20 protein-coding genes are annotated in these 24,166 nt (G+C 32.9%); 2 read left to right on the forward strand and 18 right to left on the reverse strand.

Translation table 11 applies throughout. From position 1 onward, the window contains the following. Nucleotides 1-6: 6 nt before the first annotated feature. From M5E07_RS15720 to M5E07_RS15755, 8 genes are all read right to left on the reverse strand, one after another. Nucleotides 7-609, reverse strand: a complete 603-nt coding sequence (locus M5E07_RS15720; protein WP_252220615.1) for a GNAT family N-acetyltransferase — start codon at nucleotides 607-609, stop codon at nucleotides 7-9. Between the two features lie 4 nt (nucleotides 610-613). After that, nucleotides 614-1,654 (reverse strand): GNAT family N-acetyltransferase, encoded by a 1,041-nt coding sequence (locus M5E07_RS15725; protein ID WP_252220617.1) that lies wholly within the window; start codon nucleotides 1,652-1,654, stop codon nucleotides 614-616. Then, nucleotides 1,644-2,258, reverse strand: coding sequence for a sugar transferase (locus M5E07_RS15730; protein WP_252220619.1), 615 nt, complete (start codon nucleotides 2,256-2,258; stop codon nucleotides 1,644-1,646). The genes M5E07_RS15725 and M5E07_RS15730 overlap by 11 nt, the downstream gene beginning before the upstream one ends. Nucleotides 2,259-2,261: 3 nt before the next feature. Then, nucleotides 2,262-3,395, reverse strand: coding sequence for a glycosyltransferase family 4 protein (locus M5E07_RS15735; RefSeq protein WP_252220621.1), 1,134 nt, complete (start codon nucleotides 3,393-3,395; stop codon nucleotides 2,262-2,264). 628 nt (nucleotides 3,396-4,023) lie between these two features. After that, nucleotides 4,024-4,899 (reverse strand): glycosyltransferase family 2 protein, encoded by an 876-nt coding sequence (locus M5E07_RS15740; protein WP_252220623.1) that lies wholly within the window; start codon nucleotides 4,897-4,899, stop codon nucleotides 4,024-4,026. After that, the gene (locus M5E07_RS15745; protein WP_252220625.1) at nucleotides 4,889-5,995 is read right to left on the reverse strand and encodes an EpsG family protein; all 1,107 of its coding nucleotides are present in this window, start codon (nucleotides 5,993-5,995) and stop codon (nucleotides 4,889-4,891) included. Before M5E07_RS15745 ends, M5E07_RS15740 begins: the two co-directional genes overlap by 11 nt. Beyond that, the gene (locus tag M5E07_RS15750) at nucleotides 5,982-7,097 is read right to left on the reverse strand and encodes a glycosyltransferase (RefSeq protein ID WP_252220651.1); all 1,116 of its coding nucleotides are present in this window, start codon (nucleotides 7,095-7,097) and stop codon (nucleotides 5,982-5,984) included. The genes M5E07_RS15745 and M5E07_RS15750 overlap by 14 nt, the downstream gene beginning before the upstream one ends. 313 nt (nucleotides 7,098-7,410) lie before the next feature. Continuing rightward, nucleotides 7,411-8,928, reverse strand: coding sequence for a lipopolysaccharide biosynthesis protein (locus M5E07_RS15755; RefSeq protein ID WP_252220654.1), 1,518 nt, complete (start codon nucleotides 8,926-8,928; stop codon nucleotides 7,411-7,413). A gap of 506 nt (nucleotides 8,929-9,434) precedes the next feature. On the opposite strand from M5E07_RS15755, the gene M5E07_RS15760 reads away from it, so the two are divergent. Both M5E07_RS15760 and M5E07_RS15770 read left to right on the forward strand, forming a co-directional pair. After that, complete coding sequence (locus M5E07_RS15760) at nucleotides 9,435-10,541, forward strand: polysaccharide biosynthesis/export family protein (protein ID WP_252220656.1); 1,107 nt, start codon at nucleotides 9,435-9,437, stop codon at nucleotides 10,539-10,541. A gap of 275 nt (nucleotides 10,542-10,816) precedes the next feature. Then, nucleotides 10,817-13,000, forward strand: a complete 2,184-nt coding sequence (locus M5E07_RS15770) for a polysaccharide biosynthesis tyrosine autokinase (RefSeq protein WP_252220664.1) — start codon at nucleotides 10,817-10,819, stop codon at nucleotides 12,998-13,000. A 210-nt stretch (nucleotides 13,001-13,210) separates the two neighbouring features. On the opposite strand, the gene pgi is transcribed toward M5E07_RS15770, so the two are convergent. From pgi to M5E07_RS15820, 10 genes are all read right to left on the reverse strand, one after another. After that, on the reverse strand, nucleotides 13,211-14,884 hold the full coding sequence (gene pgi, locus M5E07_RS15775; protein WP_252220666.1) for a glucose-6-phosphate isomerase: 1,674 nt from the start codon (nucleotides 14,882-14,884) through the stop codon (nucleotides 13,211-13,213). Beyond that, nucleotides 14,881-16,146 carry a nucleotide sugar dehydrogenase gene (locus M5E07_RS15780; RefSeq protein ID WP_252220674.1) on the reverse strand — a complete coding sequence of 422 codons (1,266 nt, stop codon included), beginning with the start codon at nucleotides 16,144-16,146 and terminating at the stop codon, nucleotides 14,881-14,883. Before M5E07_RS15780 ends, pgi begins: the two co-directional genes overlap by 4 nt. Before the next feature lie 22 nt (nucleotides 16,147-16,168). Beyond that, a complete protein-coding gene (gene galU / locus M5E07_RS15785) occupies nucleotides 16,169-17,047 on the reverse strand; it encodes a UTP--glucose-1-phosphate uridylyltransferase GalU (protein ID WP_252220682.1) in 879 nt (292 codons plus the stop codon). A 27-nt stretch (nucleotides 17,048-17,074) separates the two neighbouring features. Continuing rightward, a complete protein-coding gene (locus M5E07_RS15790; protein ID WP_116763684.1) occupies nucleotides 17,075-17,695 on the reverse strand; it encodes a sugar transferase in 621 nt (206 codons plus the stop codon). 7 nt (nucleotides 17,696-17,702) lie between these two features. After that, nucleotides 17,703-18,539 (reverse strand): glycosyltransferase, encoded by an 837-nt coding sequence (locus M5E07_RS15795; RefSeq protein WP_252220684.1) that lies wholly within the window; start codon nucleotides 18,537-18,539, stop codon nucleotides 17,703-17,705. A gap of 1 nt (nucleotide 18,540) precedes the next feature. Further along, nucleotides 18,541-19,632, reverse strand: coding sequence for a hypothetical protein (locus tag M5E07_RS15800; protein ID WP_252220686.1), 1,092 nt, complete (start codon nucleotides 19,630-19,632; stop codon nucleotides 18,541-18,543). Between the two features lies 1 nt (nucleotide 19,633). Then, complete coding sequence (locus M5E07_RS15805; RefSeq protein ID WP_252220688.1) at nucleotides 19,634-20,698, reverse strand: glycosyltransferase family 4 protein; 1,065 nt, start codon at nucleotides 20,696-20,698, stop codon at nucleotides 19,634-19,636. Nucleotides 20,699-20,880: 182 nt separating this feature from the next. Next, the gene (locus M5E07_RS15810) at nucleotides 20,881-21,753 is read right to left on the reverse strand and encodes a glycosyltransferase family 52 (protein WP_252220690.1); all 873 of its coding nucleotides are present in this window, start codon (nucleotides 21,751-21,753) and stop codon (nucleotides 20,881-20,883) included. A 28-nt stretch (nucleotides 21,754-21,781) separates the two neighbouring features. Beyond that, on the reverse strand, nucleotides 21,782-22,987 hold the full coding sequence (locus tag M5E07_RS15815; RefSeq protein ID WP_252220693.1) for an oligosaccharide flippase family protein: 1,206 nt from the start codon (nucleotides 22,985-22,987) through the stop codon (nucleotides 21,782-21,784). Continuing rightward, nucleotides 22,984-24,114 (reverse strand): acyltransferase family protein, encoded by a 1,131-nt coding sequence (locus M5E07_RS15820; RefSeq protein ID WP_252220695.1) that lies wholly within the window; start codon nucleotides 24,112-24,114, stop codon nucleotides 22,984-22,986. Before M5E07_RS15820 ends, M5E07_RS15815 begins: the two co-directional genes overlap by 4 nt. Between the last annotated feature and the right edge of the window lie 52 nt (nucleotides 24,115-24,166).

The following is a 24,166-nucleotide window of genomic DNA, read 5'->3' on the forward strand; positions in this document are numbered from 1 at the left end:
TTTTCCCTAAATATAATCTTGGGAATTGATATTAGGTGTGGTATCTACAGGACATACCGCATGAATAAACTCAGCTACATTAGGTAGAGCATCAAATTCATGCTTAAGAATTGCTATATCGTATACATCATGCCATTCTCCCTTACGAAAAATCGCTTCACGTTGTCGACCTTCAATCTTCCAACCACATTTTTTAACATAAGCCCCCATACTTGGCCCATTGAAGTCTAAAACTGGACCATATAAACGTCTGAGTCCGACATTGTAAAATGCCCATGCCATGGTTAACATAATGACTTCTGTACCAAAGCCTTTTTTATTTTTTTCGGGTAAGATTTTTATTGGCATATTCGCTGACTGATTATGCCAATCAATGTCCCACAACCCTGTGATACCAATTGCGTCATTCGTTTCATTATCTACAATAATTAAGCGATAATTTGAACTATTTGTATTTGACTGAATCCAATTATTTTGGGAAAAAACAGATACAGGAAAAGACCATCCTGTTACATTTCCAGCCACAAAAGGATCATTCATCAATTTTTGTAATAAAATATCATCGTGTAACTCAATTGGTCTAAGAGACACATTTTTAGATTTAATCATGACATTATTTCCCATTTGGTTTCCGATAAAGCGGAAAGTATTCTGTTAACTGTCCAACCCTGCCATTTTTATTTAACAATTTGAGATAAATATCAGAGTTCACGACAATACGATGCGTTTTAAATACATGTTCATTCGAACTGAATCCTTTTTTATACTCATATAATGAATCCAAACTTGCCCCAAAACCTCCGCCAAAATGCAAAATACTGTATCTCTTTTCACGCCCCCAGGCTCTTGCGATGTGTATAATCAGCTTAGCAGGTTGTAAATTTCGATAAGCATCAAGAGTACCGCCTAAATGATATTGGATAATTTTACTTTCTTGGCAATAGGTAAAGATTGAAGCAGCAATCGGTGTTTCATTATCATAAGCAGTAATTAATAAAATTCTGCCTTTTAGATTTTTGGCTAACGCTATAAAATATAAATCATCAAATAAATAAAAGTCTGATGCATTTACATGCTTCATAGTTTCAATGTAAATTTTAGAAAAGATTAAAGCATTATTTTCATTGAGTTCTTCAATCTTTGTATATATAGACTGTTTTAATGCCTTTTTAATGCCTCGTTGATGTCTAAGTTGAGTTTCAGACCAATGTTCTTCTTCTGTTTTACTCAAATCTGAAGATAATGTTGGCCCATGCTCAACGATAGTGCCAGATTTACTATTCCATCCAATATTTAAAATTGGATGTAATCGAATAAACCAAGAAACACAATTCTGCTCTTTTAAAAAATTAATTGCATTTTGTAATAACTGATCAATCTCTTGATTTGTTAATACACTATCTCCTAATGGACCACCATAACCATATGGCGAGGTTGCATCCCAAAATATACTATCTATTCTCCTAATAATTAAAGGAAAAAGTAACTCATTATTACCAAACTTAATCATTAAGCCTTTAGCCTGACCATCATCTATGACTGCTGAAGATTTAAGCCAGCCACTTAAATGATAAATATCAAAATTAAATTTCTTTACTGCAGTGTCCCATTCATCATCAACATCGACTAAAGAACATTTCACATTAGAATCCATTTTTATCACCCTGTTTATCCCCTGTAAATTTAGGCATAGAGTGACCTGATTCATCATTTACATTTTCTTTAATTAGAACAACTTTGATCGTTTTCAGCATGATTTTGAAATCCAGCCAAACAGATTGATTTTCAACATACCAAATATCAAGCTTCAATTTTTCATCCCAACTAATGGCATTACGACCATTCACTTGTGCATGACCTGTCATGCCGGGGCGCACATGATGCCGCTTGGCTTGTTCTTCATTATAAAGTGGTAAATATTCCATCAGTAACGGACGTGGCCCGACTATACTCATGTCACCTTTAATCACATTCCATAATTCAGGTAATTCATCCAAACTGCTAGATCGTAACATTCGCCCAAAGGGTGTTAATCGTTTAATATCTGGTAAAGGGTTCCCTTGGGCATCGATAGCATCATGCATACTTCTAAATTTAATCATTTCAAAAGGTTTGCCATGTAAACCTGGACGAACCTGACGGAACAAGACAGGAGTGCCTAAATTCTTTTTCACCTTATATGCAACATATAAATATAATGGCGACAGTAAAGTGAGCGCAAAAGAAGCAATCACAATATCTAGGAAGCGTTTTATCATTTTTCAGACTCCTAAAATATTTTGTAATCGTTGATTTACTTTTTCAACATCAAATTTATCAATTGCAATTTTGTGGCTTTCATCTCCCATAAATCGAATCTGTTTAGGATTCTCAATGAAATAAATCATATATTCAGCTAAAGTTTTGGAATCCCACCTTGGAATAATGAAACCGTTCCGATTTTGAATTACAGTTTCTCGGCAACCTGGAACATCTGTAGTAATAATTGCACGACCTATTGCCATGGCTTCTTGTGTGCTCCGAGGTACACCTTCACGATAAGAGGGCAATACAAATACATGACTATTCGTGATCCAGTCTTTTACATTATTCACTTGACCTCGATACTCAACAACACACGAAGCAATCAAATCATCCAACTCTGCTTGTTGTAGTGCGCCAATATTAAAAGTATCTATTTGTCCAAGAATCGTAAACTGTGTTTTAGGATATTGTTTTTTCACCAATTTAGCGGCTTGAACAAACTCATGTATTCCTTTTTCTTTAAGCAACCGACCAATGAATAAAAATTTAATAGGAAGTGAAATATCATCAACGGGTTGATATGGATATTCTTGTAAATTTAAACCTATTCCACCTAGGATCACTACTTTTTTTACTTTTATAGAATATGTTTCCAATAAATCTTTAGGGTCGTCTGGATTTAAGAAAATAAGTTGATCCAGCATTGGCAATGCCATTTTGTAGAGAAAAACCTGAATGTATCGGATAAATTTAGTTTTATGGCTTAGACCCTCTGGCTGCTCTGTAAAAGTGTAACCCAGACCCTCAAGCATACCGATTACACGAGGAACTTTTGCTAGTTTCGCAGCTAGAGTCCCAAAAATGACCGGCTTAGCAAAATATGAAAAGACCACATCAGGATTTATATGCTTTATTTTTTTTAAAAGTTGATAAGTTGCGACAATATCTGCCAGTGGATTTAATCCACCACGGTTTAAAGTATATGTAACTGGAATGGCACCTAGTTGTTCTATTTTATTTATATCTTCTACAGTGTATTGAGATGTAAAAGCATAGATTCGATGCCCCTGCTTTAAGAGGCTACGGATTAAATCTGCACGAAAATCATAAATGCTAGATGCTATCGTGCCAATAAACACTATCGTACTCATAATTTTTCAGCTTTTTTAATTTTTTTAAAAAATTATTCTTCCTGTATTTAAGTGACAAACATAGAACATTTTTCTAATAATGTGTTCCAATTGTCTCTTTTACATCTCTAATTAAAATACTTTTTTTGATCTGTGTCTTTTAAATAATTATCTATTTTGTTGCAAAAAGTTTTAAAAATTAAAGTTCCCCCAAGTCACAAAATCCAAGATATAACTTAGTCATAAAGTCTATCTAAATTTTGCAAATTTATTCAGAATGGTAAATGAGCATACAACTTTGAGCAAAGTTAGCAACTCTTTGTAAAAAATTAAAATTTCTAATATATGCATTAAAAAGCATTGAATTTCGATACCAGACTAAACTGATTTACCCCTTACCCAGCGTTAGGTTCGACGTACTGCAAGCTTTGTAAGTCAAAGCACATAAAATTCTAGCGACTGATTTGGGGCTGATTGTAAACTCATCAATTACGAGTGCAATAATTTTTAGGCTCAGGTGATCCATCAAAAAATATATTGATGAATAGCTCTTCAATAATGTCTTGCTACAATCAAACTACTTGTATTCATTTGCATTTTATTGTTGTTATTGAAGTAGCTTATCTACAAAATTAACTTTTATAAGCTCCTACTTTCTATTCACAACCAAATTTAATAATTCTTGCATTTCCTTTGCATCATCATCAGATAAATCCCGATTTCTTCTCCTCGAAAGATTCTGCCCCAAGCCCAAAAAACCAATTGTATAAATAAAAAAATATTTCAACTTAAAATAAATAAAATTATATATCTTATTATTCATTTGATAATAATTTCTTATTTTATGTTCATCTGAACATGTTTTCAAAAGATTATCGATAGAGATATTTCCAAATTCACGATAAAAAAGCAGTAAATCTGGAAGAATTGCTATTTTTAAATCATTTTTACCATATGCGCGGCACCACAGCTCAAAATCTTCAGCACGAGGATAGTCTAAACTATATAAATTTCTTAAATACCATTCTTTTCTAGCCATCACAGTTGGATGAGCTATATGAAACTTAAAAGGTTTAGATATTTCAGTAATAAGTGAATTAACACTTCTGAATCCACAGACTCTATTCTGATCATCTATAGAGACCAAACCCGTAGAAACAAGATCAACTTGATCATTTTCTAAAAGATATTTTAATTGTATTTCCAAACGACTGGGATGCATAATATCATCTGCATCCATCCTTGCTATAAATTTACCTTCAGATTCCTTTATTAATTGATTTAGACGCGTGGGTAATTTCTTATTTTCACCATCACAGAGCACTTTAATCCGTCGATCATTACCTGCAAACTCTTTAGCAATCTTCAGAGAATTATCTGTGGATCCATCATCCACAAGAATTAACTCCCAATTTTTATATGATTGACAAAGTACAGACTGAATGGCAAAAACCAAGAACTTTTCAGCATTATAAAATGGAATACCTACACTAATAGTAGGTGTATTTTCAGATTCATTTATCATAGAAATAAAAACCAATGTAAATTAGAATCAAGATCAAAACATAATGAATTTTTATTTTTTCCTTAACAAAAGGTGAATAAAATAACGGTGAAATTAGTAATGGAATAACACACCATGAAAACAATCCCCAACGATCTGAAAATGGCAGTTGAAATGCCATAAAAAATATAACACTTGCAATAATATAATAAGAAACAAGAATATTATATTGATAAGATAAATCAATATCAGTTAACTTATTTTTAACATACAGAGATACAAACAGAAAAAAAGTATTAAATATTACAAACTGTGGCCTAAAACCTATGCTGTAATCAGAAACTTCATCCGAAAAATAGTCTGCGTGTCTATCGTCACCTAAAAAATCTAAAAACACTGATGAAAAGTTTAAAAAACCATAATTAAAGTAAGATAAAATTATAGAAAATAAATAGATAAGAATTAGTAAATTAAAAGTTCTAATTTTACTTATGATAACAGAAGAAATAAATATTAAAATTGGTATAATTGAGGTCAAATGAAAAGCTAATGACAAAAACATACACAATAAAATTATAATATTATTTTTCTTACCAAGCCATAAAGAATAAGCAAGTAACAAAAAAGCTAAAGATACACCTTGCCTGATCACATTAATACTCATACTTAAATAAAAGAAAAATGAAATGCATGCAAAGAAAGTAATAAGAAGATTTGATTCAAATTTTTCAGTATAGTTCTTTAATGATTTGTAAGTAATTATATAAAATAAGAAGGATATTAATAAAAGAAAATAAGTATAACCTAAATTAAAATATCTTAGAGTCGAAGCAATTAAACCGAATAAAATACCATCACTAAAATTCAACTCAGATGTTTCATTCCAAAGTATATCAAAATAACTAACTGTATCAGCTCCTACATCATATTCCCTGAGACCCACAAGGAATATTAAAAAAATTAAAGGTAAAAAAACTAAATATTGACCTAATTTATTCTGTAGTAAAACATCCTTCTTAATTTCAGAAGATAAAGCAGAAGCCAAGACCAAGCAGGCTGTACAAAAATAAATTAAATTGTATAAATTTAAAAAAGCAGTATTATCAATTAATATCATTAGAAATACTATCCATATTATTATACAGGGCTAAAAGTTCGACGGATTTTTGTTTTATATCAAAACCCCTCTTAGCAAGCACTTCGATATCACTACCAAACTGATTGCTTACTGGATTTATATATTCAAACGCTTTAATCCATCCTTCAATGTTATTTAAGTCTTTAAAATCAATTAAGTTTACACCCAGATCAACTTCTTTTGATATCTTAGAGGATATTATAGACTTTAAACCAATTGCTTGACTTTCCACTAACACCACTGGAAATCCTTCATGTAATGATGGCATTAACATGACATCAGCACCAGCCATTAAGTTTGGTATATCATCTCTAATACCTAATAAATACACATTTTTATCTAAAGTGTAATCTTGTATCATTTGCCTAATAGGGTTCTCTAAAGGACCTTGACCTACAATCAAAAATGTAAAAGAAATATCTTGCTCCTTTAATTTTCTAGCAATTTCTAACGAAAATCTATGGTTCTTTACCTCACTTAACCGGCCAACTTGAATAATTTTCAATCCTTGAATATCATGTTTAATGCTTTTCCAATAATTTTTATTTTTTTCTGCTATTTGTCTATATAATTTTAAATCAATAGCATTATTTAATAACCAAACATTTTCTGTTGTCCCAAATAAATATTCCGCTGCTTCTTTGCCACACGCTATTTTTTTGGTTGATAATCTTTTATTTAAATATACTGCAAATTTTTCATATAAAAAAGCTAGAACTCCAAATTTACCATTACTTGTATTATGCGAATGTGAAATTCGATGCTGAATACCAGCCCTTTTTGCTGCTAACAGATGAAAAGCATTACTTAGCAACATATGTGCATGTACAATTCGATATTCAGAATGTTGCTTTAAAAAACTTGTTAGCTTAAACATACGTTCAATTGGATTCTCGGCAAGAATTGGAAAAATTCTGCCACCCAATTCTTGAATTTCATCATCATAATCCCCTTGTTGAGTCGTAAATTTAATAAAGTCAAATTGAACTTGGGTGCGATCAATATTACGATATAGATTCATAAGCATAGTTTCTGCACCAGCACGATCCATTTGACCAACTATATGTAAAACTCTAATCACTAAAGATTCCTACCCATACATTTTTAAAATTTTCGGTATTAAACTGATTTGCATTCCTGACAGGAGTTTTATATATTCAGGATTTTGCTATTGTTATATTGCAGCTGCAAAACCAGTCTCTTTATGTTCAAATTCAACAACAGTTCAATATTTATTCGAGCTATTTAATGCTAGTTTTTATTAGAAATCCTTATTATCCAGTATTAAAAATGATGTTCTATCGAATAATCGACCAGCTAAAACATCAACGATTCAAGAAAACTCTAGAATGAATCTAAGCCTATCAACTTAAGTATCCGTTACTACTAAAATATCACTTTATCTTTGATTTTAAATAACTTTTAATCAATTTCTTATGCGTTTTTTCGATACCTAAACCATATATTAGCGAAATTACTACTAAAGTTTCTAACACAAAAATGGTTAAAAATCCAACAAAACCACGTAAAACAACAAATTCAGCTATCACCTTGAGGGCTAAAATAATTGCACCAGTCGTAATCATTATATTAACTAAAACATTCCTTAAAAATTGAGATAGATCAAAATCAGTGATCAGTTTTTTTACTATCCATAAGTTTAAAAATGATGCTAATGCAGTATTAATGACATAAATAATATAAGCATAATAATAATTAAAACCAAATTTAAATAAGACATAAACCAATGGAACGGATAACAGAATAAGAGTACCAGTTAAAATACTAAATTTTTTCAAATTACCAGTAGCATGAATTAACATAACAATTGGATAAAAAATCACCTCAATTAAACTAGAAATTAGTACAAAAATAGTAATGACTTTAGTATAATCCGGTGGAGATCCCAGCCAAAATTTTAGAATATAATCAATATTAAATATAATAGGAGCACAAAATATCAACATAAAATAATAAGAATATTTTGCCGAGTAAAATGTTAACATATTCATTCTATCAACATCATTATCAGCATAGCTACGCATTAATTGAGGTTTAACCGCAACCGATAGATTACTAGATAAGCTATATAAAGCTGCATTAATTTGATAACTTATCTTTATACTTGCCACTGCTATCAAACCAAAAAAGTTATTCATCAAGAGCATTATTCCCTCGACTTTAAAAACCACACAAAAATTTAAATACAATTCCCAACCAATAAAATTTATTATTTTTTTTAAAAAATCATTATCTATATAAAATTTAATCCTTGCTTCAACAATATTTAATTGACTATAAATTACATAAGTTAATCTTGTCAAAAATACTATACAAACAAAACCTAACGCATAATATAAAAGCTTATCATGAGTAAAGAATATTAAAATATACGCCAATATTAACTTCAAAGTTACATCAAGTATAGAAATCAAAGCATATATTCCAAATTTCTCTTTCGCCATCAATATGGATTCAAATGGAATAGTAATAACCAAAATAAATAGAGATATTATTGATAAATGAAAAACTTGCATGGAAATATTTATTTTTTCAGCAGGTAACTTAACAAATGAACCAATTATATAAGCACCAAAAATTTCAATTAATATGCAAAAAAATAATGCAATTAAAATATGTAGAAAAAATGCTGTAGAAAATATTTTTTGAATATAAGATGTAGTACCTTTCCCCATCTCTATATTTAAGAAGCGATTTGTTGCATTTGATAATGCAGCCTGAAAAAATGAAATTAATGCAATAACTCCTGCTATTGTCCCATAAAGACCAAAATCCTCTACTCCAAGATTATTTAATAATATTCTAGTTGAATATAAGTTCAGAACAACCGTAACCAAAAGCCTAATATACAAAGCCAATGTATTATTTAAAATTTTTTTATTTTTAGACATAATTTTAAATCAACTTTTAAATATTCAAACATATAAAAAATTGCTTTATTTAATTTTTGCAAAACCAAATAAACTGGCCTATGATTTCGAAAACTTTTTTATTTTAATATGCTTGCCTGCGAATTCCTTATATGACCTTACCAGCATTGAATTCATAATTAATCGATGGTTGAGTAAATTTTACACCACTTTATCTAATGTATTTTTAATTATATTAAAGAAATCATACACTCAATAAAGTGCTGTCACTAAATACAATACTGTAATTATTGTAGATTAGAGAATTTCAATCCTTTTTCATCATATCCTGCTTGTATCACATATACAAATACTACGTCATATTGATGCCACGTTTATACTCTTGGAATGCAGTTCGCTTGCACTATCGTAAAAAATTATAATTGCACTGTATAATTTGATGTATTAGTATATTTATTAAACAATCTCAATCACTCCCCAAAGATTGAAATATATTTATAATTTACAATAGTTTATAGGGGTACAGAGTGAAATTACTACAATATATTGGCCTTTTAGGGTTCACACTCAGCACTGTCGGTTGTGCTCTAGCACCAGGCCTTCAAACTTACAATTTACCTGAACAAGGTGTCTACCAAACTGAACTTGGTAGTACAGTGCATGTCATTCAACTCAACCAAAATACTTTACGTGACTTAAATCAAACTTCAAACAACGATCTACAAGATTATTCTAGCTTATTTCGCCACTCCCAACTCTCATACAAGTTGAGTCCAGGCGATATTCTATCCATTTACTTGTGGGCTTATCCTGAAATTACACCTGCAGCGAGTAATGTTTCCAGCGAACAATCGGTTCAAGCCAATGGTTATCAAATTGATCAAAGCGGCTATATTCAATTTCCCATGATTGGGCGCTATAAAGCTGCTGGAAAATCACTCCCTCAAGTGAATCAAGAGTTGCGTAGTCAACTCTCTGGTTATTTAAAAACACCTGATGTGATTGCGCGTGTCTTGTCTTATCAAGGCCAGCGTTATTCAGTCCAAGGCAATGTAATGAGAGGTGGGCAGTTCTTTCTGAGTGATCAGCCCGTCAGTGTCTATACCGCTCTTAGTATGGCTGGTGGGATTAATACGCAATATGGTGATAACACCTCTATCACGTTGGTACGCCAAGGGCGAACTTACAAGTTGAATAGCATCCAACTCGAAAAATCTGGTTATTCATTACATAATTTGCTTATCCAACCCAATGATACACTCTATGTAAATTCTAAAGAGGATCAGAAAATTTATGTCATGGGTGAATCTGGTAGGAATCAATCTTTGCCCATGCGTGATCAAGGCATGACCCTAAGTGATGTTCTGGGAGAAAGCCTAGGCATTGATTCAAATACTGCAAGTGCAAAACGAATTTATGTACTCCGTAGTGACCCGAAGCAGCAACAAACTGAACTGTATCATATGAATTTAATGAGTCTTGGTGATTTCGGTTTAGCCAATCAATTTAGAATGCGTAGCAATGATATTGTTTATGTTGACTCTACAGGCTTAGCCCGTTGGCAACGTATCATTACCCAAATTTTACCGTTCTCTAATGCTTTATATAATATTGATCGATTGGGAACTAACTAATACATATTCAAAATATTCTTATTATGGGCTGTATTGGAAATATTTGTCCTTGTCCGATGGCAAAATACGTTTCCAAGCAGAAATTTCTTCAATTGCATATTGGACAAGCATAGCCGTTTCCCAAAGGGAGAATATTTCGTTTGGGTCCCTGATAAGGTAAAAATATTTCCAATCCTTACCAGCATGAACGAGCCGTTTTTGATGACACTGGTCAACTTATACAAACCTGTATAAGTGACTGGAAACAATAAATTTAACCCATAGATAATAAAATTATGAGCCAAAATACCAATAAAGTAGAAACAAGTGATTTAAAAGAACTATTTTTTTCACTCATCGCTCAATGGAAACTGATTGCGTTATGCACCATCTTTAGCTTGGGGTGTGCACTGCTTTATTTAAGAGCTACACCTAACACTTATGCAGTGAGCGCTTTAATTCAGGTGGAAGACAGTAACGGGGCTGGTACCGCTGCCTTACTCGGTGATTTATCATCCATGGTAGATCAAAACTCACCGGCTCAAGCTGAAATCGAGATTCTTAAATCTCACTTAGTACTCGGAAATGTAATTCAACATCTCAACCTAGACTTACAAGTCTCTGGTACAGAAAACTCATTTTTCGACCGTTTACTCTCTCCGCACATTTATAAAACCCAGTACAGTACGCAATCTGTCCTGTTTAAAGATAACGAAAAAGCATTCGACATAACACAATTTAAAGTCCCAGAAAACTACGAAGATCAAAGCCTTGAACTTCGCTTCACAGATCATCAATTCAGTTTAACAGATCCCAAAACTGAGCAAGTCTTGCTTACAGCCAAGGTCAATCAACCGAATAGCATTCGTACTGCGGATGGCGTGTGGAATATTACGATTCACACTCAAGATCAACTCAATGATACCTATCTCATTCAGAAACAATCTTTACCTGCCGCAATAGATAATATCCTCACCAATTACTCAGTTGCAGAAAAAGGCAGGCTCACTGGTATTCTAGGACTCAACTATCAAGGCACAGATAAAGAGCATATTATTAAAGTACTGAATGCCATTTTAGTCTCATATAGCCAACAAAATATTGAACGTCGTTCTGCAGAAACCGCACAGACACTGAAGTTCTTAGATGAGCAACTACCTGAGCTAAAACAACAACTTGATGTTGCAGAACGTGAATTTAACAAATTCCGGGAAGAATACAATACGGTTGATGTTACCAGAGAGTCTGAGCTTTATCTTACACAAAGTATTAACCTTGAAACTCAGAAAATCGCCCTACAACAAACACGTGCTGAATTGGCACAGAAGTACACGGCTGCACACCCTGAAATGAAACAAGTTAATGCTCAACTTGAAGCAATTAACAATAAAATTAATGAACTCAATACAACACTTAAACAATTACCCGACTTGCAACGCCGCTATTTACAGTTGTACCGTGAAGTCGAAGTTAAACAACAACTCTATACCAACTTATTAAATTCTTACCAACAACTGCGTATTTCCAAAGCAGGTGAAATTGGCAATGTTCGTATTGTCGATACTGCAATCAAACCAATTAAACCGATTTCACCTAAAAAATTACAGATTTTAGTTTTATCTATTTTCTTAGGTGCTTTCTTCGGTACACTTTTAGCCTTTCTACGCAACTTGCTACGTACAGGCATTAAAGATGCAGCTCAAATTGAAAATGTATTAGATCTGCCTGTGTATGCAACTGTTCCGCATTCACCTATACAAGAAAGCCATAGTAAACTGCTTGAAAAGAAGAAACATATTCCTATTCTTGCAGTTAAAAATAGTGATGATATTGCGATTGAAAGCTTACGCAGCATGCGTACCGCTATTCAATTTGCGCTCAATCATGCACCTAACAATATAATTATGATTTCTAGTCCAGCACCAGGACTAGGTAAATCCTTTATTGCCACTAACCTCGCAGTGATTCTAGCGCAAACCAATAAGCGTATATTGTTGATTGATGCTAACCTGCGTCGTGGACATTTACACCAATATTTCAATCAAGATAATCAAGCAGGTTTAGCAGACTTTTTAAAGGGTCAGCAGCCTCTTGAAAAGATTATCAAACATACAGAAGTTGAAAATCTATCGTTCATTACATGTGGTGAAAGCCCAGCAAATCCTTCAGAGTTATTAAGCATGGAGGGCTTTAAAAATCTACTCGAACAGCTCTCTGGTCAATTCGATCATATTATTATTGATACACCACCCATTTTGGCGGTGACCGACAGTATTATCATTTCACAATATGCAGGTGTGAATCTTGTGATTGCACGTTATGCAAAAACCCAAATGAAAGAGTTAGATCTTGTTATTCATCGGTTTGAACAAGCCAATACCAAAATTACGGGGATTATCATCAACGATATTCAACGTACTGTAGATTCACATTATGGCTATAACTATGCTTATGATTATAAGAGCTCGAAAAAAGTTTAATTTATTTTCAAAATCCATTCATAGAAAGAACGAGTATCATGCTCGTTCTTTCTCACTTATATAATCAAATCAAGTGCAACATAATAGTCGAATAAAGTTGGATAGATCCTCCATCCCCCTAACCTCTTCTAATGCTCATTTATGCAGAATATTAAACGATCCTCAATCAATATGAGAATCAATTAAGCCACTTTACCTGTGACTAAAATTTTAGTCATGCGTATTGCCTAATAAAGCTTTCAGTAAACCCTGAGTCGAAGCATCAAACTGTGCAATATCCGTTTGCTGACCATTCAGTACTGGCAATAACTGATTGGCAATTTCTTTGCCTTTTTCCACGCCCCATTGATCAAAGGGATTAATATTCCAAATCACCGATTGCACAAACACTTTATGTTCATAGAGTGCAATAAGCATACCTAAAGTTTTTGGATTCAACTCATTCACCAATATTGTCGTGCTTGGCTGATTTCCCTCATATTTTTTATATTCAGGTAGATTTTCTACCTCATTCTCGCACAATGCTTGATTACCAAAAGCCAGTAATCTTGATTGTGCCAAACAGTTGGATAGTGCCAAATGATGTTGCTCAATGAGAGCCTCGGCATTTTCCACATAAGTGAATTGCTTGGCATTATAACGCTGTACGGGTGCGATAAAATCGCAACTCACCGCATGTGTACCTTGATGTAACAACTGATAAAACGCATGCTGTGCATTCGGACCCACCTCTCCCCACACAATCGGGCAAGTCGAGGATTCAACTTTTTGATGATCACGTTGTAAAGATTTACCGTTAGATTCCATCTCAAGTTGCTGTAAATACGCAGCAAAATATTTCAATCGACCATCATAAGGCAGAACAGCATGGGTTTGCATATTCAGATAGTTGGTATTCCATACCCCCAATAACCCCATTAGCACAGGAATATTTTGCTCAAACGGTGCATTTTGAAAATGCTGATCCACCAAATGTGCACCTGACAACAATGCTTTAAAGCCGTCAACCCCAATTTGCAAAGCAATGGGTAATCCAATGCAAGACCAAAGTGAATAACGCCCCCCGACCCAGTCCCATAATAAGAACTGATGATCAGGATGAATCCCCCAAGCCGTCATTTTTTCAGGTTTAGTCGACACGCCAATAAAATGACTTTTTAGAACACAATCACGTTGCCCTAAAGTTTTCTCTAACCATAGGCGAACTGTTTCAGCATTCGACAAGGTATCAATCGTGCCGAAAGATTTGGAAGAGATAATAAATAAGGTCGTTTCAGGTCTTAGCTGATGCAAGAGCTCTGAAAGCTGGCTGCCATCCATCGTCGAAACAAAATGTACATTTAAGGGTTTCGCTGTTTGGACTTTAAAATCCGATAAGGCATGAGAAACCATCAAAGGACCCAAATCTGAGCCACCTACCCCAATGTTTACCACATCTTGAATGACTTCACCCGTCACACCACGATATTGCCCCGCATGAATTTTTTCGACCAAATTAAACATCCGATCTAATTGTTCATGCACTTGCTGAGATAATTCTGGGAAAACTTCAGAATCTTGAGGCAAGCGCAAAGCCCAATGCATCGCTGCACGTTGCTCTGTGTAATTAATGGCCTCAACGGAGAATAACCGACTGATCCAAGCTTTTAATTGTTTTGCTTCTGCTAATAAGAACAATGCCTTTATCACAGGCAAATTGACACGGTGCTTACTAAAATCGAAAAGTAAATCTTCACAACGCAGACTGAAGTTTTCAAAGCGTTGTGCTTGTTCTGCAAAAAGCTGGTTCAAATGAATCGACTGCATTTCTTCCGCTAACTGATGTAGTTTTTGTTCAGTAGAAGGAAATGCTTGCTTAGGAAAATTTTCGATATTTTCTCTCATATTCGACCAACTCCCTCATATGCAAAACCCTGCGCTTTGACATATAGAGGATCATAAATATTACGTCCATCTAGAATAAGTGGATGACGCATCAATTGCTGTAGTTTTTTATAATCAGGGCTAGAGTATTGTTTCCATGCGGTGATCACACATAAGGCATCCGCACCTTGAGCTGCATCATAAGCATCTGTACACAAAGTTAAATCTTCACGATGACCATACTGTTGATATATTTCTTTCAGCGCTTGTGGGTCATGAAGTTTAACCTTTGCACCTTGTGCCCAGAGTGCATTCAGCATTGCATGAATTGGGGAATTATGAATACTCGAGGTATTTTCTTTGAATGATGCTCCCCAAATTGCAACAATTTTATTTTTTAAATCCGAATGGTAATAATTCCAGAGTTTACGAAATAAAATTTCTTTTTGCTGCTCATTGATCTCCAAAACTTGCTGCAACAGACGGCTTTTTGCACCACTTTTTGAAACTTCACTGGATAATGTCAAAATATCATGCGAAAAATTTTCGCCACCAAAACCGGCTCCAGGTGCTAAATAAGCCGAGCCTATTCGCGTATCTGCCCCCATCCCCTGTTTAACATTGGCAATATCAATACCTAATTTTTCAGCCACCATCGCCAAATCATTGATATAACTGATCCGAGTCGCCAACATGCCTGAAATACTCAGTTTAGTAAATTCTGCATCTAGAATCGGCATGAACAAATATTGATTAGTTGTACTAAATATCGGTCGTAATAATTCTTCAACCAAAGTTTTAGCCTGTTCTTCTTCCACCCCCACAATGATCTGCTTCAGATGAAGTACACTATTGATGGCATTACCTTCTTGAATCACATCAGGTAAATAAACCCAATAATCTTGAGGTGAAATCTCACTAAGCTTGTTCGTACCATTTAATCCAAAAGTTGCAGCATTAATCATCAATCTTGGATGAATAATCGGTTTCATAGCCAATGCTTTAAGGGCCTGAACCGCTAATCCAATCTCAGTTGGACTATAACAAAAGAAATAAACATCTACATCTAAAGGAAGTTCAACGACAGAACAATAAAGAAGATGCCCAAGTTTATGCTGTCGATTAAGACGAAAATTGACATCTTCATCTAAATACTGAACCCTTTTCTGATGGGAATGCTCATTATTTTTATGACTGCACCAATACACTTGATTGCCATATTCGGATAACAATACTGCCATGACACCAGCATTCAGTGTCGCACCTAATATCGCAACTTTCATGATTCACCTACAAAGCTTATTTTTATTCGACATTCAATTCGGCAATCAACTGCTTAAACTCATGTCCTAATTTTGGATGAGCAATACCATAATGTAAAACAGCCTTTAAGTAGCCAAGTTTGCTTCCACAGTCAAAAGTTTCCCCTTTCATGCGATAGGCTTCAACAACATCAGTGGTCTGCAACATGGCAATCGCATCTGTTAACTGGATTTCATTGCCTGCCCCTTTGGGGGTCTGCTCTAAGAGCTGCATAATTTTTGCAGGCAGAATATAACGACCCACCACAGATAAATTCGATGGCGCAGTTCCAACCGCAGGTTTTTCTACAATGCCCTGCATGGCAATACTTTCACCTTCTGCAGGAGATTTAGCTACATCCACAATACCATATTGATCCACCATGTGATCAGGAACTGCTTCAACCATAATTTGTGCAGCTTGAGCAGCTTCATAACGCTGAATCATGCAGGCAAGATCATTTTGATCCGATTTTTCTTTGACCAAAACGTCTGGCAATAAAACTGCAAAATCATCATTACCAATAATACTCTTGGCACAAAGCACAGCATGACCCAAACCTAACGGTTGCGGTTGGCGTACACTCACAACACTGACGTGCGCAGGTAAAATTTCAGTAATTTCTTTTAGAAGATCGGTTTTATTTTTTTGTGCCAATGTTGTTTCAAGTTCAAAATTTCGGTCGAAATAGTTTTCGATCGATGCTTTAGATGCATGGGTCACTAAAATAATTTGTTCAATCCCAGCTTGAACCGCTTCACGCACCACATATTCAATTGCAGGACGGTCAACTACCGTGACCATTTCTTTAGGAATTGACTTACTTGCAGGTAAAAAACGCGTACCTAAACCAGCAACAGGTAAGATTGCTTTTTTAATCATGAAATTGAACTCGAATCATTACTAAATTTAAGACTTAACTTGATCTTCAGATTTTTTTGGTGCGTTACCTTGAAATAAAGAGGGGCCAACATGACCAGGGGCATTAATCCCTTCACGCTTTGCCATCACTGCAACCGTTCTAAACATAATTTTAAAATCGACTAAGGTGTTATGGTGATCGACATACCATACATCACACTTAAAGCGTTCTTCATAATCTAACTCATTACGCCCACTGACTTGTGCAAGCCCAGTCATGCCCGGTCGAACTTCTAAGCGACGTGCTTGTTCTGGTGAATAAAGCTCTACAAAGTCTTTCAACATTGGTCGTGGGCCGACAACGCTCATGTCACCCTTTAATACATTAATGAGTTGTGGCATTTCATCTAAAGAGGTTGAACGTAATTTTTGCCCAAATGGGGTAATGCGTTTTTCATCGGGTAGTAAGTTGCCATCCCGATCATACGCATCTTTCATAGAGCGAAATTTAATCATTTTAAAAAGTTTGCCATTCTTACCAGGACGTTCTTGGCAAAAAAAGATTGGTGACCCCAAATTTTTTCGTACTTTATAACTAACAATGAGGAAAATTGGAGACAATAATGTTAGTGCAATTAATGATATAACGATATCAACCAGTCTTTTCATTGCTATCTTACTCTGTTTTTTCAACTTTCTTACGTAGAAACGTATTATAAATTTTACCTAGCAGATTCGCTGGCATAAGTCTAAATGTAGACCGTACAATGAAGTACATATTAGCATAAAACGGTGACTGTATTTTTAGTTGTTTTTTTAAATCTAGTAACTGTTTTTCACTTTTAATATATTGGAAACCTTTACGGCGTGCGTGCATACCATTACCTACACGAGCATATAACAGTACATCTGGCAAGTTCGCAACTTGATAGTCGTTACCAATTACACGTAGCCATAAGTTGTAGTCTTCCATAAACAAATGATGTTGATACCCTCCCAAGCTTAAAATCACATCACGTTTATACGCAACTGTCATATGATTGAATGGACAGCGATTTTGTGCAAATTTCTTTATTTGTTCATAAGTTGTAGGTACAGCTTTAAGTACATCTGCATCTGAAATATTTTGATCAAACTCTAAAATCTGACCACCGAACAAGACTACATTTGGATTCTGTTCTATAAATTTAATCTGCTTTTCAAATCGATCAGATGTACAAATATCATCTGTATCCATACGAAAAACCCAATTATAACTACATTGTTTTAAACCTTCATTTAAGGCTTTTCCAAGACCCACATTTTGAGGTAAAGGTACCACCTTCAGTGGACTACCAATTTTTGACTGCCACTTTTGTACACAAGCAGTCAGTTCCTCACCGATGGGACCATCTAAAACTAATACAATTTCAGTTGGTTTAGTCATCTGTGAGTCCCAAATACTTTCAAAGCATTGATCTAGAAATTTAGGATTCTCTTTATAATAGAGCGATATTAATATAGAAAAATTCACGTTAAACTCGCTCCATATGCACTTCCGACTTTTTAGAAAAAGCTAAAATTAACAAGTAAAATAATACGAAATCTAATGGGGAGAAAAAACCTAATTTATCAAAAAAATATCGTATATAAATAACTAATAGTAGAAAAAGAAAAAACCACTGTTTCTTTAAAATTAAAAAAAATGGGATACACAAAAAAATAAAAGTTTGAAGTAAACCAAAACGAGAATGTCCTAAAATAAAAGAATTATGCGGATTACCATTGTAACTTACAGCTAGCTGACAACAGTGGTCAATATTTCTACCCCAAAATAATTCATTATATGAATTTAAAATTCCACTAAAATATTCAGCTCTTAATGCAGTCCTTGGGCTCTCTAAACCATACTGAAAACTTGTATTCAATGTAAGAAAAGAAATGATTGATTCAATATTTAAAAGTATCGCTAATGATAATAAAATAAATATTGATGTAAATAAGATTATATTATTCTTGAGTCTATCTAAGAATGGAGTCATAAGAAGCAGGAAAGAAAGAGCAATTCCTGTTCTACCAAAAAGAAAAATGCATAAAATAAAAGTAATAACAAACACAAATAAAGGTTGTTTTTTGTTTTCGATATAATATGACGCTGAAACAAAAATTGCTAAGAGCAATAAAATTGCACTAACAACATTTCTACTACCTGCATTCAAAATTTCATTTAGACTTTCAATATCAAAGCCAGAGTGAACAATACACAAAATACAAAATACAGCATAAAAAATGTAAACATATAAAGAGAATTTAGCTTTATTGTTAATTTTAGAAGCACTATAAGCTAAAATAATAGAGGATAAACCATAAAATACATTTACCACATTACTCAGTGCAAAATAGTTTCCTGCAAAAAGAGAAAGGAGCAAAAAAAATAAAAAAAAGAATAAAATTAAAAATAAGCTTTCATATTTCATTGATTTAACAATGTATAAAAATAACATACATGTTGTCGAAATAATTAAAGCTTGAGATACCATCCCCCCAATCCAATAATATATAAAGATAGAAAGTAAGAGTAGGGAAGAAATAAATATATTAATAAAATTATTATTGATTCTAATCATTTCAATCCCCCATGAGCCGAAATAAATCCATCCACAGTTTATTAATAGTTTCAGGATCAAATCGTTTAGAAGCTTTCAAGGAATTTAACGAAAACTCATTAATTTTATCTTCACTTTTCATTAAAACTCTTAACTTATTTGAAAAATCATCAACATCACCTAGCTTAACTAAAAATCCATTAAGTTCATGATTTATTACTTCTGAAGGACCATATGGACAATCATAAGAAATAATTGGGAGAGAGAATTGCTGAGCCTCAATTAAAACCATCGGCAAGCCCTCGAATATTGAAGTCATTACATATATAGAAGAACTCTTATAAACTGATATAATATCCGAAGTTACATCTTTTAAATAGATATTCTCTAGATCATATGTCTTTTTCAACTGAAGTAAATTTTCCTTTTCCTCACCCTCTCCATAGATCTCTAAAACCCAATCTGGAAACTCTTTATAAAGTTTAGCCCATATTTTCAAAAGATCCTTGTAGTTTTTTTGAAAATTATACCGACCAACAGCAATAATTTTTTTATTTTTAGATACATTAGAAACATTACTGTTAACTTTTAAATAACTAGCATTGGGTATGCAAACTTTACTATTAATAAAACTATAACTTTGTAAATCATTCTGCGTTAAGGTAACAACATAATTTACGACTTTAGGATAAATTAAAGCACTTAATTTTCTAATTAAAAAAGATCTACTTATGAAAGCCACATGCTCTAAAGAAATAACCTTCCCTTTATTACGCGGCAACACCAGACCAGTGAATAATGTTAATTTCCCCATATTATGCACAACAATATAATCATAATTATTTTTTGATAATTTTTCTTTGAGCTTAATATAAAATGAAAATAAATTTCCTTTTAGCGATTGAACCTTTACAGCATCATTTAATTCATAAGCAACTGATTTTTTATCAGTATTTCTATTTATTATTGTCACATCAAAATTATTAGTTTCGACCAATTCATTTGCTAAATTACATGCAACCCTTTCTATTCCTGATCTAAATTTTAATGAATTAACTAAAAAAAGAACTTTTTTCTGTGCTGACATATAGATACTTCCAAGTCTTACAAATCAATATTTGATATTTTTATATTCAAAAATATCAAATAAACTTAAATAATAAAATTTCAAATATTCTATTTTAAATGCATTAAGCTTAAAATTCTTCAAACTACTTACACTAAATAAAGCTAAGAAAAAGAAAAAAGTATATAATGAACTTCTGTTAATCATATGTTATCTCTCCACTCCAAGTTCACTACTCCCTTTTCAGCAAAAATATCATATAACTTCTTATATTTATTTCGCAACCGCTCATCACTTAATGAAAAAACTTTTACTCTATCGCAACTAATAACATTCAAAGCAGCACTGCTAAAAAAAGTATAAACATTAATCTTAATATGTGAATCACTAACCAATAGATTATAAATATAATCCTCAAAAATTAGTTCTGTACTTATATACTCTATACTATCATATATAGTATTTTCTCTAGGATGAGGGAAATAATAACTATTTTTAAATTTAGAAAGTATTTTTTTTAACTTATCATCCGACATTTCATGCAACAGAAATTCTTTATATGGTTGACCAAGGAATATAGAAATCTCTCTTTCTACAACTCCATTAGCAATATTTTGATTTAAATTCAAGCTGACAATCTTTTTACAATCAACTATATTTGGTAAACCTTTATAAATTGTATAATGTTTTGAAATCTTACCTTTTATATACTCTAATCTTTTATTATTTTCAAAAAAATCACCATCAACAAATATATTACCTAATCCATCATCAAATGAGATAATATCTTTAAATCCAATAAGTTTTAGCAAAGTAAAAATATGCTTATCATTAATAGTTGATAAAAAAACGCTATCTACATTTGATAAATGTTTTCTTAATTTCAAAACAAATAGAAAAAAATAAATAAATTTTACAAAAGGGTTGCTTTTATCAACTGTATACCTAAAACTCTTACTCATCTTCTTAGATAAAATATTGTAATAATAATCATTTTTTGCATTTCCAACATGTTCAATAAAAATCAATGTATAGATCCCTTTCTCTTCTTTTAGAAGCTTATCTACAAGAAACATCTGGAAAGGTGTCATACACACTATAAGATTATTTTTTTCCAACACGATTAATTATCACCCACAACATTACTATTAGAACCACATTGCTTAACAGCAATGAATAAGGAATTAAGTCAAGAGATAATGTAACTAAATAAATCATAGCTACAAAATAAACAATAGCCGAAAAAAATGTAATCTTAGAGATTACAAAATTCTTGCCGTAGAAAAAGAAGTAATTTACTAAAACTAGATATGGCAAATTCGCACCATAACCAAGTAAATACATTACTACATAGTACTTCGAACCAACATAACTTTGCCCTAAAAACCAAAGGTACACTTGCTCTGGCAACAACCAACCAACTAGTGCGGGTAGTATACTTAAAGGCAAGCTGTACAATGTATATTTTTTTATCTTAGCTATAGTTAACGAGTTATCTTTAAGCCCTTGATAGTAATACGGTACTATTGCCTTATTGAGTGCCATAAGAACAATTGGCAATACAGTTGCTATCTGCACCCCCGCAGAATAAATACCTAAATCTGTTTTTGAGTATTGTTGATAAATAAAGATACGATCTAACTGACCTTTAATGAAAAAACTCGACTGATGCAGAATGAGTGGCAGCCCAAATGAAAAGATATACAGTAGGCCTAAGCGCATTCTTTGCCATGTAAAGCGATAATTATCTCTAAATAAGTCTCCCAACACCAAACTTGCAATCAAAAAAGTTGTTAGATTTGTAACGACTATTGCCAATATACGATAAGCGACTAGCTCCTGACTAAAGTATTCAAGAGCAGCAACCGTAAATAGAACATTGGTCAAAGATAATATAATTTGAATTATTATATATTTAAAAGGTTGCTGTTGACATTGGCGTAAGGCAAGCTGCACATTAACAAAAGACTGAAACATAGTTGCCAACACAACATATGCCATAATTTCAGCTTTAAACCACCAACAACCAAGTAATAGGATGAAAGAAATAGTAATATTAAATAAATAGCCAGCTTTAACAACTGTATTTAAAGCTTTTTTACCATAAAAATAGAAATAACGTGTAACGGCACCATCCTGACTTAATCCAACAAAAATAGCGAATAAAGACAACATGGTTAGGTAATAAGATAACTCACCAAAACCATCAGGTCCTAATTTTCTTGTTAGATAAGGCAACATGAGAAAAGGGAGACTTTTCGCAAAAAGCTCCCCAATCAAATAAATGAAACTGTCTTTTAAAACCTTCACTCAGTAGCCCTTATTCCTTTTCCTATATTAAATTTTGCTATTTTATTAGCCAATTTAATTGCGAAGTCATCAAAAACCCTACAGTAGATTTCAGACATTAATAAAGTAAGGCCGAGTACTGTTACACATGAAATAATACTTGAGATTACAAAATTATATCCATTAACTATTGCATAGTTGAATACTGGTACACCGATAATATAGATGATAGAAATATGAATTAAATAAATTGAAAATGAAAGTTTCCCTAAGTATATCAATGGTTTTTTATCTAAAATTTTATTAATAGCTTTTGACTTAAGTGCTGCGACTACAATAAAGAAACCACCTAAAAAATTTAATAAATTGTAGGTTCGATTGTCCAAAAATTTAAAAAAAACAGAATAACTTTCACTATTGTTATGTACACCACACAAATAAAGTCCAAATACAAAAAGTGATAAACTTAAAAATTCAGGAATTGACCTTTTAAATAAGTATAAAAAATAACCAAGTATAAAGCTAATAATACCTAAAAAAGCTATTCCAGAAATCTGTGCAGATAAAAACACACTCAACAAGAGGAACATATATTTAAAAATTCTATTATTATGTAAATAGCATGTAAAATATATTATAAAAGAGCCTAACAGCTCTATCTGCATAGTCCACAAAACTGGATTATATCTATTATCACCATAAATAAATGCTCCCACCCCGCCAGAATACAATGCATCTAAAAAAAATGGTGAAATTTTGATAGATTGAAACCATTCTGATGTTCTTGATAGATCAATATCAATATGAAGTATTCCCCAAAAAATCAAACATGAAAACAGTGCTGGAATAGCAAGTCTTGGATATCTCTTTATTAAAGACTCGCGTAGTTTCTTTTTCTGATCCACTGCTTTCAAGGAAGAAAGCGTCAATACGTAACCACTTAATACAAAGAAGACAAAAACGGCTCCTGTTCCAGAATAAAAAAATGCAAAAGGCGAATTATATATTGCTTCAGCAAAATTAAATTTTGGTAGCTGACTTTCATAAAAATTATGGAGTTGTGGATAAAAGACTCCGAGTAAATGAGAGAAGACAACCGCTAAGCAAGCAATCCCGCGCAGACTCTCAGCCGAGTGTATTTTATTCATATATTTAATCTCAGAAATCCTGCTTATCTCTACATACGATTTTAGGAAACCA

This window comes from Acinetobacter tibetensis (assembly GCF_023824315.1).
Taxonomy (GTDB): Bacteria; Pseudomonadota; Gammaproteobacteria; order Pseudomonadales; family Moraxellaceae; genus Acinetobacter; species Acinetobacter tibetensis.

Excerpts from the sequence above, each read along its gene's own strand:
- M5E07_RS15720 (WP_252220615.1), bottom strand. The coding sequence starts at position 609 with ATGATTAAATCTAAAAATGTGTCTCTTAGACCAATTGAGTTACACGAT.
- M5E07_RS15725 (WP_252220617.1), bottom strand. The coding sequence starts at position 1,654 with ATGGATTCTAATGTGAAATGTTCTTTAGTCGATGTTGATGATGAATGG.
- M5E07_RS15730 (WP_252220619.1), bottom strand. The coding sequence starts at position 2,258 with ATGATAAAACGCTTCCTAGATATTGTGATTGCTTCTTTTGCGCTCACT.
- M5E07_RS15735 (WP_252220621.1), bottom strand. The coding sequence starts at position 3,395 with ATGAGTACGATAGTGTTTATTGGCACGATAGCATCTAGCATTTATGAT.
- M5E07_RS15740 (WP_252220623.1), bottom strand. The coding sequence starts at position 4,899 with ATGATAAATGAATCTGAAAATACACCTACTATTAGTGTAGGTATTCCA.
- M5E07_RS15745 (WP_252220625.1), bottom strand. The coding sequence starts at position 5,995 with ATGATATTAATTGATAATACTGCTTTTTTAAATTTATACAATTTAATT.
- M5E07_RS15755 (WP_252220654.1), bottom strand. The coding sequence starts at position 8,928 with ATGTCTAAAAATAAAAAAATTTTAAATAATACATTGGCTTTGTATATT.
- M5E07_RS15770 (WP_252220664.1), top strand. The coding sequence starts at position 10,817 with ATGAGCCAAAATACCAATAAAGTAGAAACAAGTGATTTAAAAGAACTA.
- pgi (WP_252220666.1), bottom strand. The coding sequence starts at position 14,884 with ATGAGAGAAAATATCGAAAATTTTCCTAAGCAAGCATTTCCTTCTACT.
- M5E07_RS15780 (WP_252220674.1), bottom strand. The coding sequence starts at position 16,146 with ATGAAAGTTGCGATATTAGGTGCGACACTGAATGCTGGTGTCATGGCA.
- galU (WP_252220682.1), bottom strand. The coding sequence starts at position 17,047 with ATGATTAAAAAAGCAATCTTACCTGTTGCTGGTTTAGGTACGCGTTTT.
- M5E07_RS15790 (WP_116763684.1), bottom strand. The coding sequence starts at position 17,695 with ATGAAAAGACTGGTTGATATCGTTATATCATTAATTGCACTAACATTA.
- M5E07_RS15800 (WP_252220686.1), bottom strand. The coding sequence starts at position 19,632 with ATGATTAGAATCAATAATAATTTTATTAATATATTTATTTCTTCCCTA.
- M5E07_RS15805 (WP_252220688.1), bottom strand. The coding sequence starts at position 20,698 with ATGTCAGCACAGAAAAAAGTTCTTTTTTTAGTTAATTCATTAAAATTT.
- M5E07_RS15810 (WP_252220690.1), bottom strand. The coding sequence starts at position 21,753 with ATGTTTCTTGTAGATAAGCTTCTAAAAGAAGAGAAAGGGATCTATACA.
- M5E07_RS15820 (WP_252220695.1), bottom strand. The coding sequence starts at position 24,114 with ATGAATAAAATACACTCGGCTGAGAGTCTGCGCGGGATTGCTTGCTTA.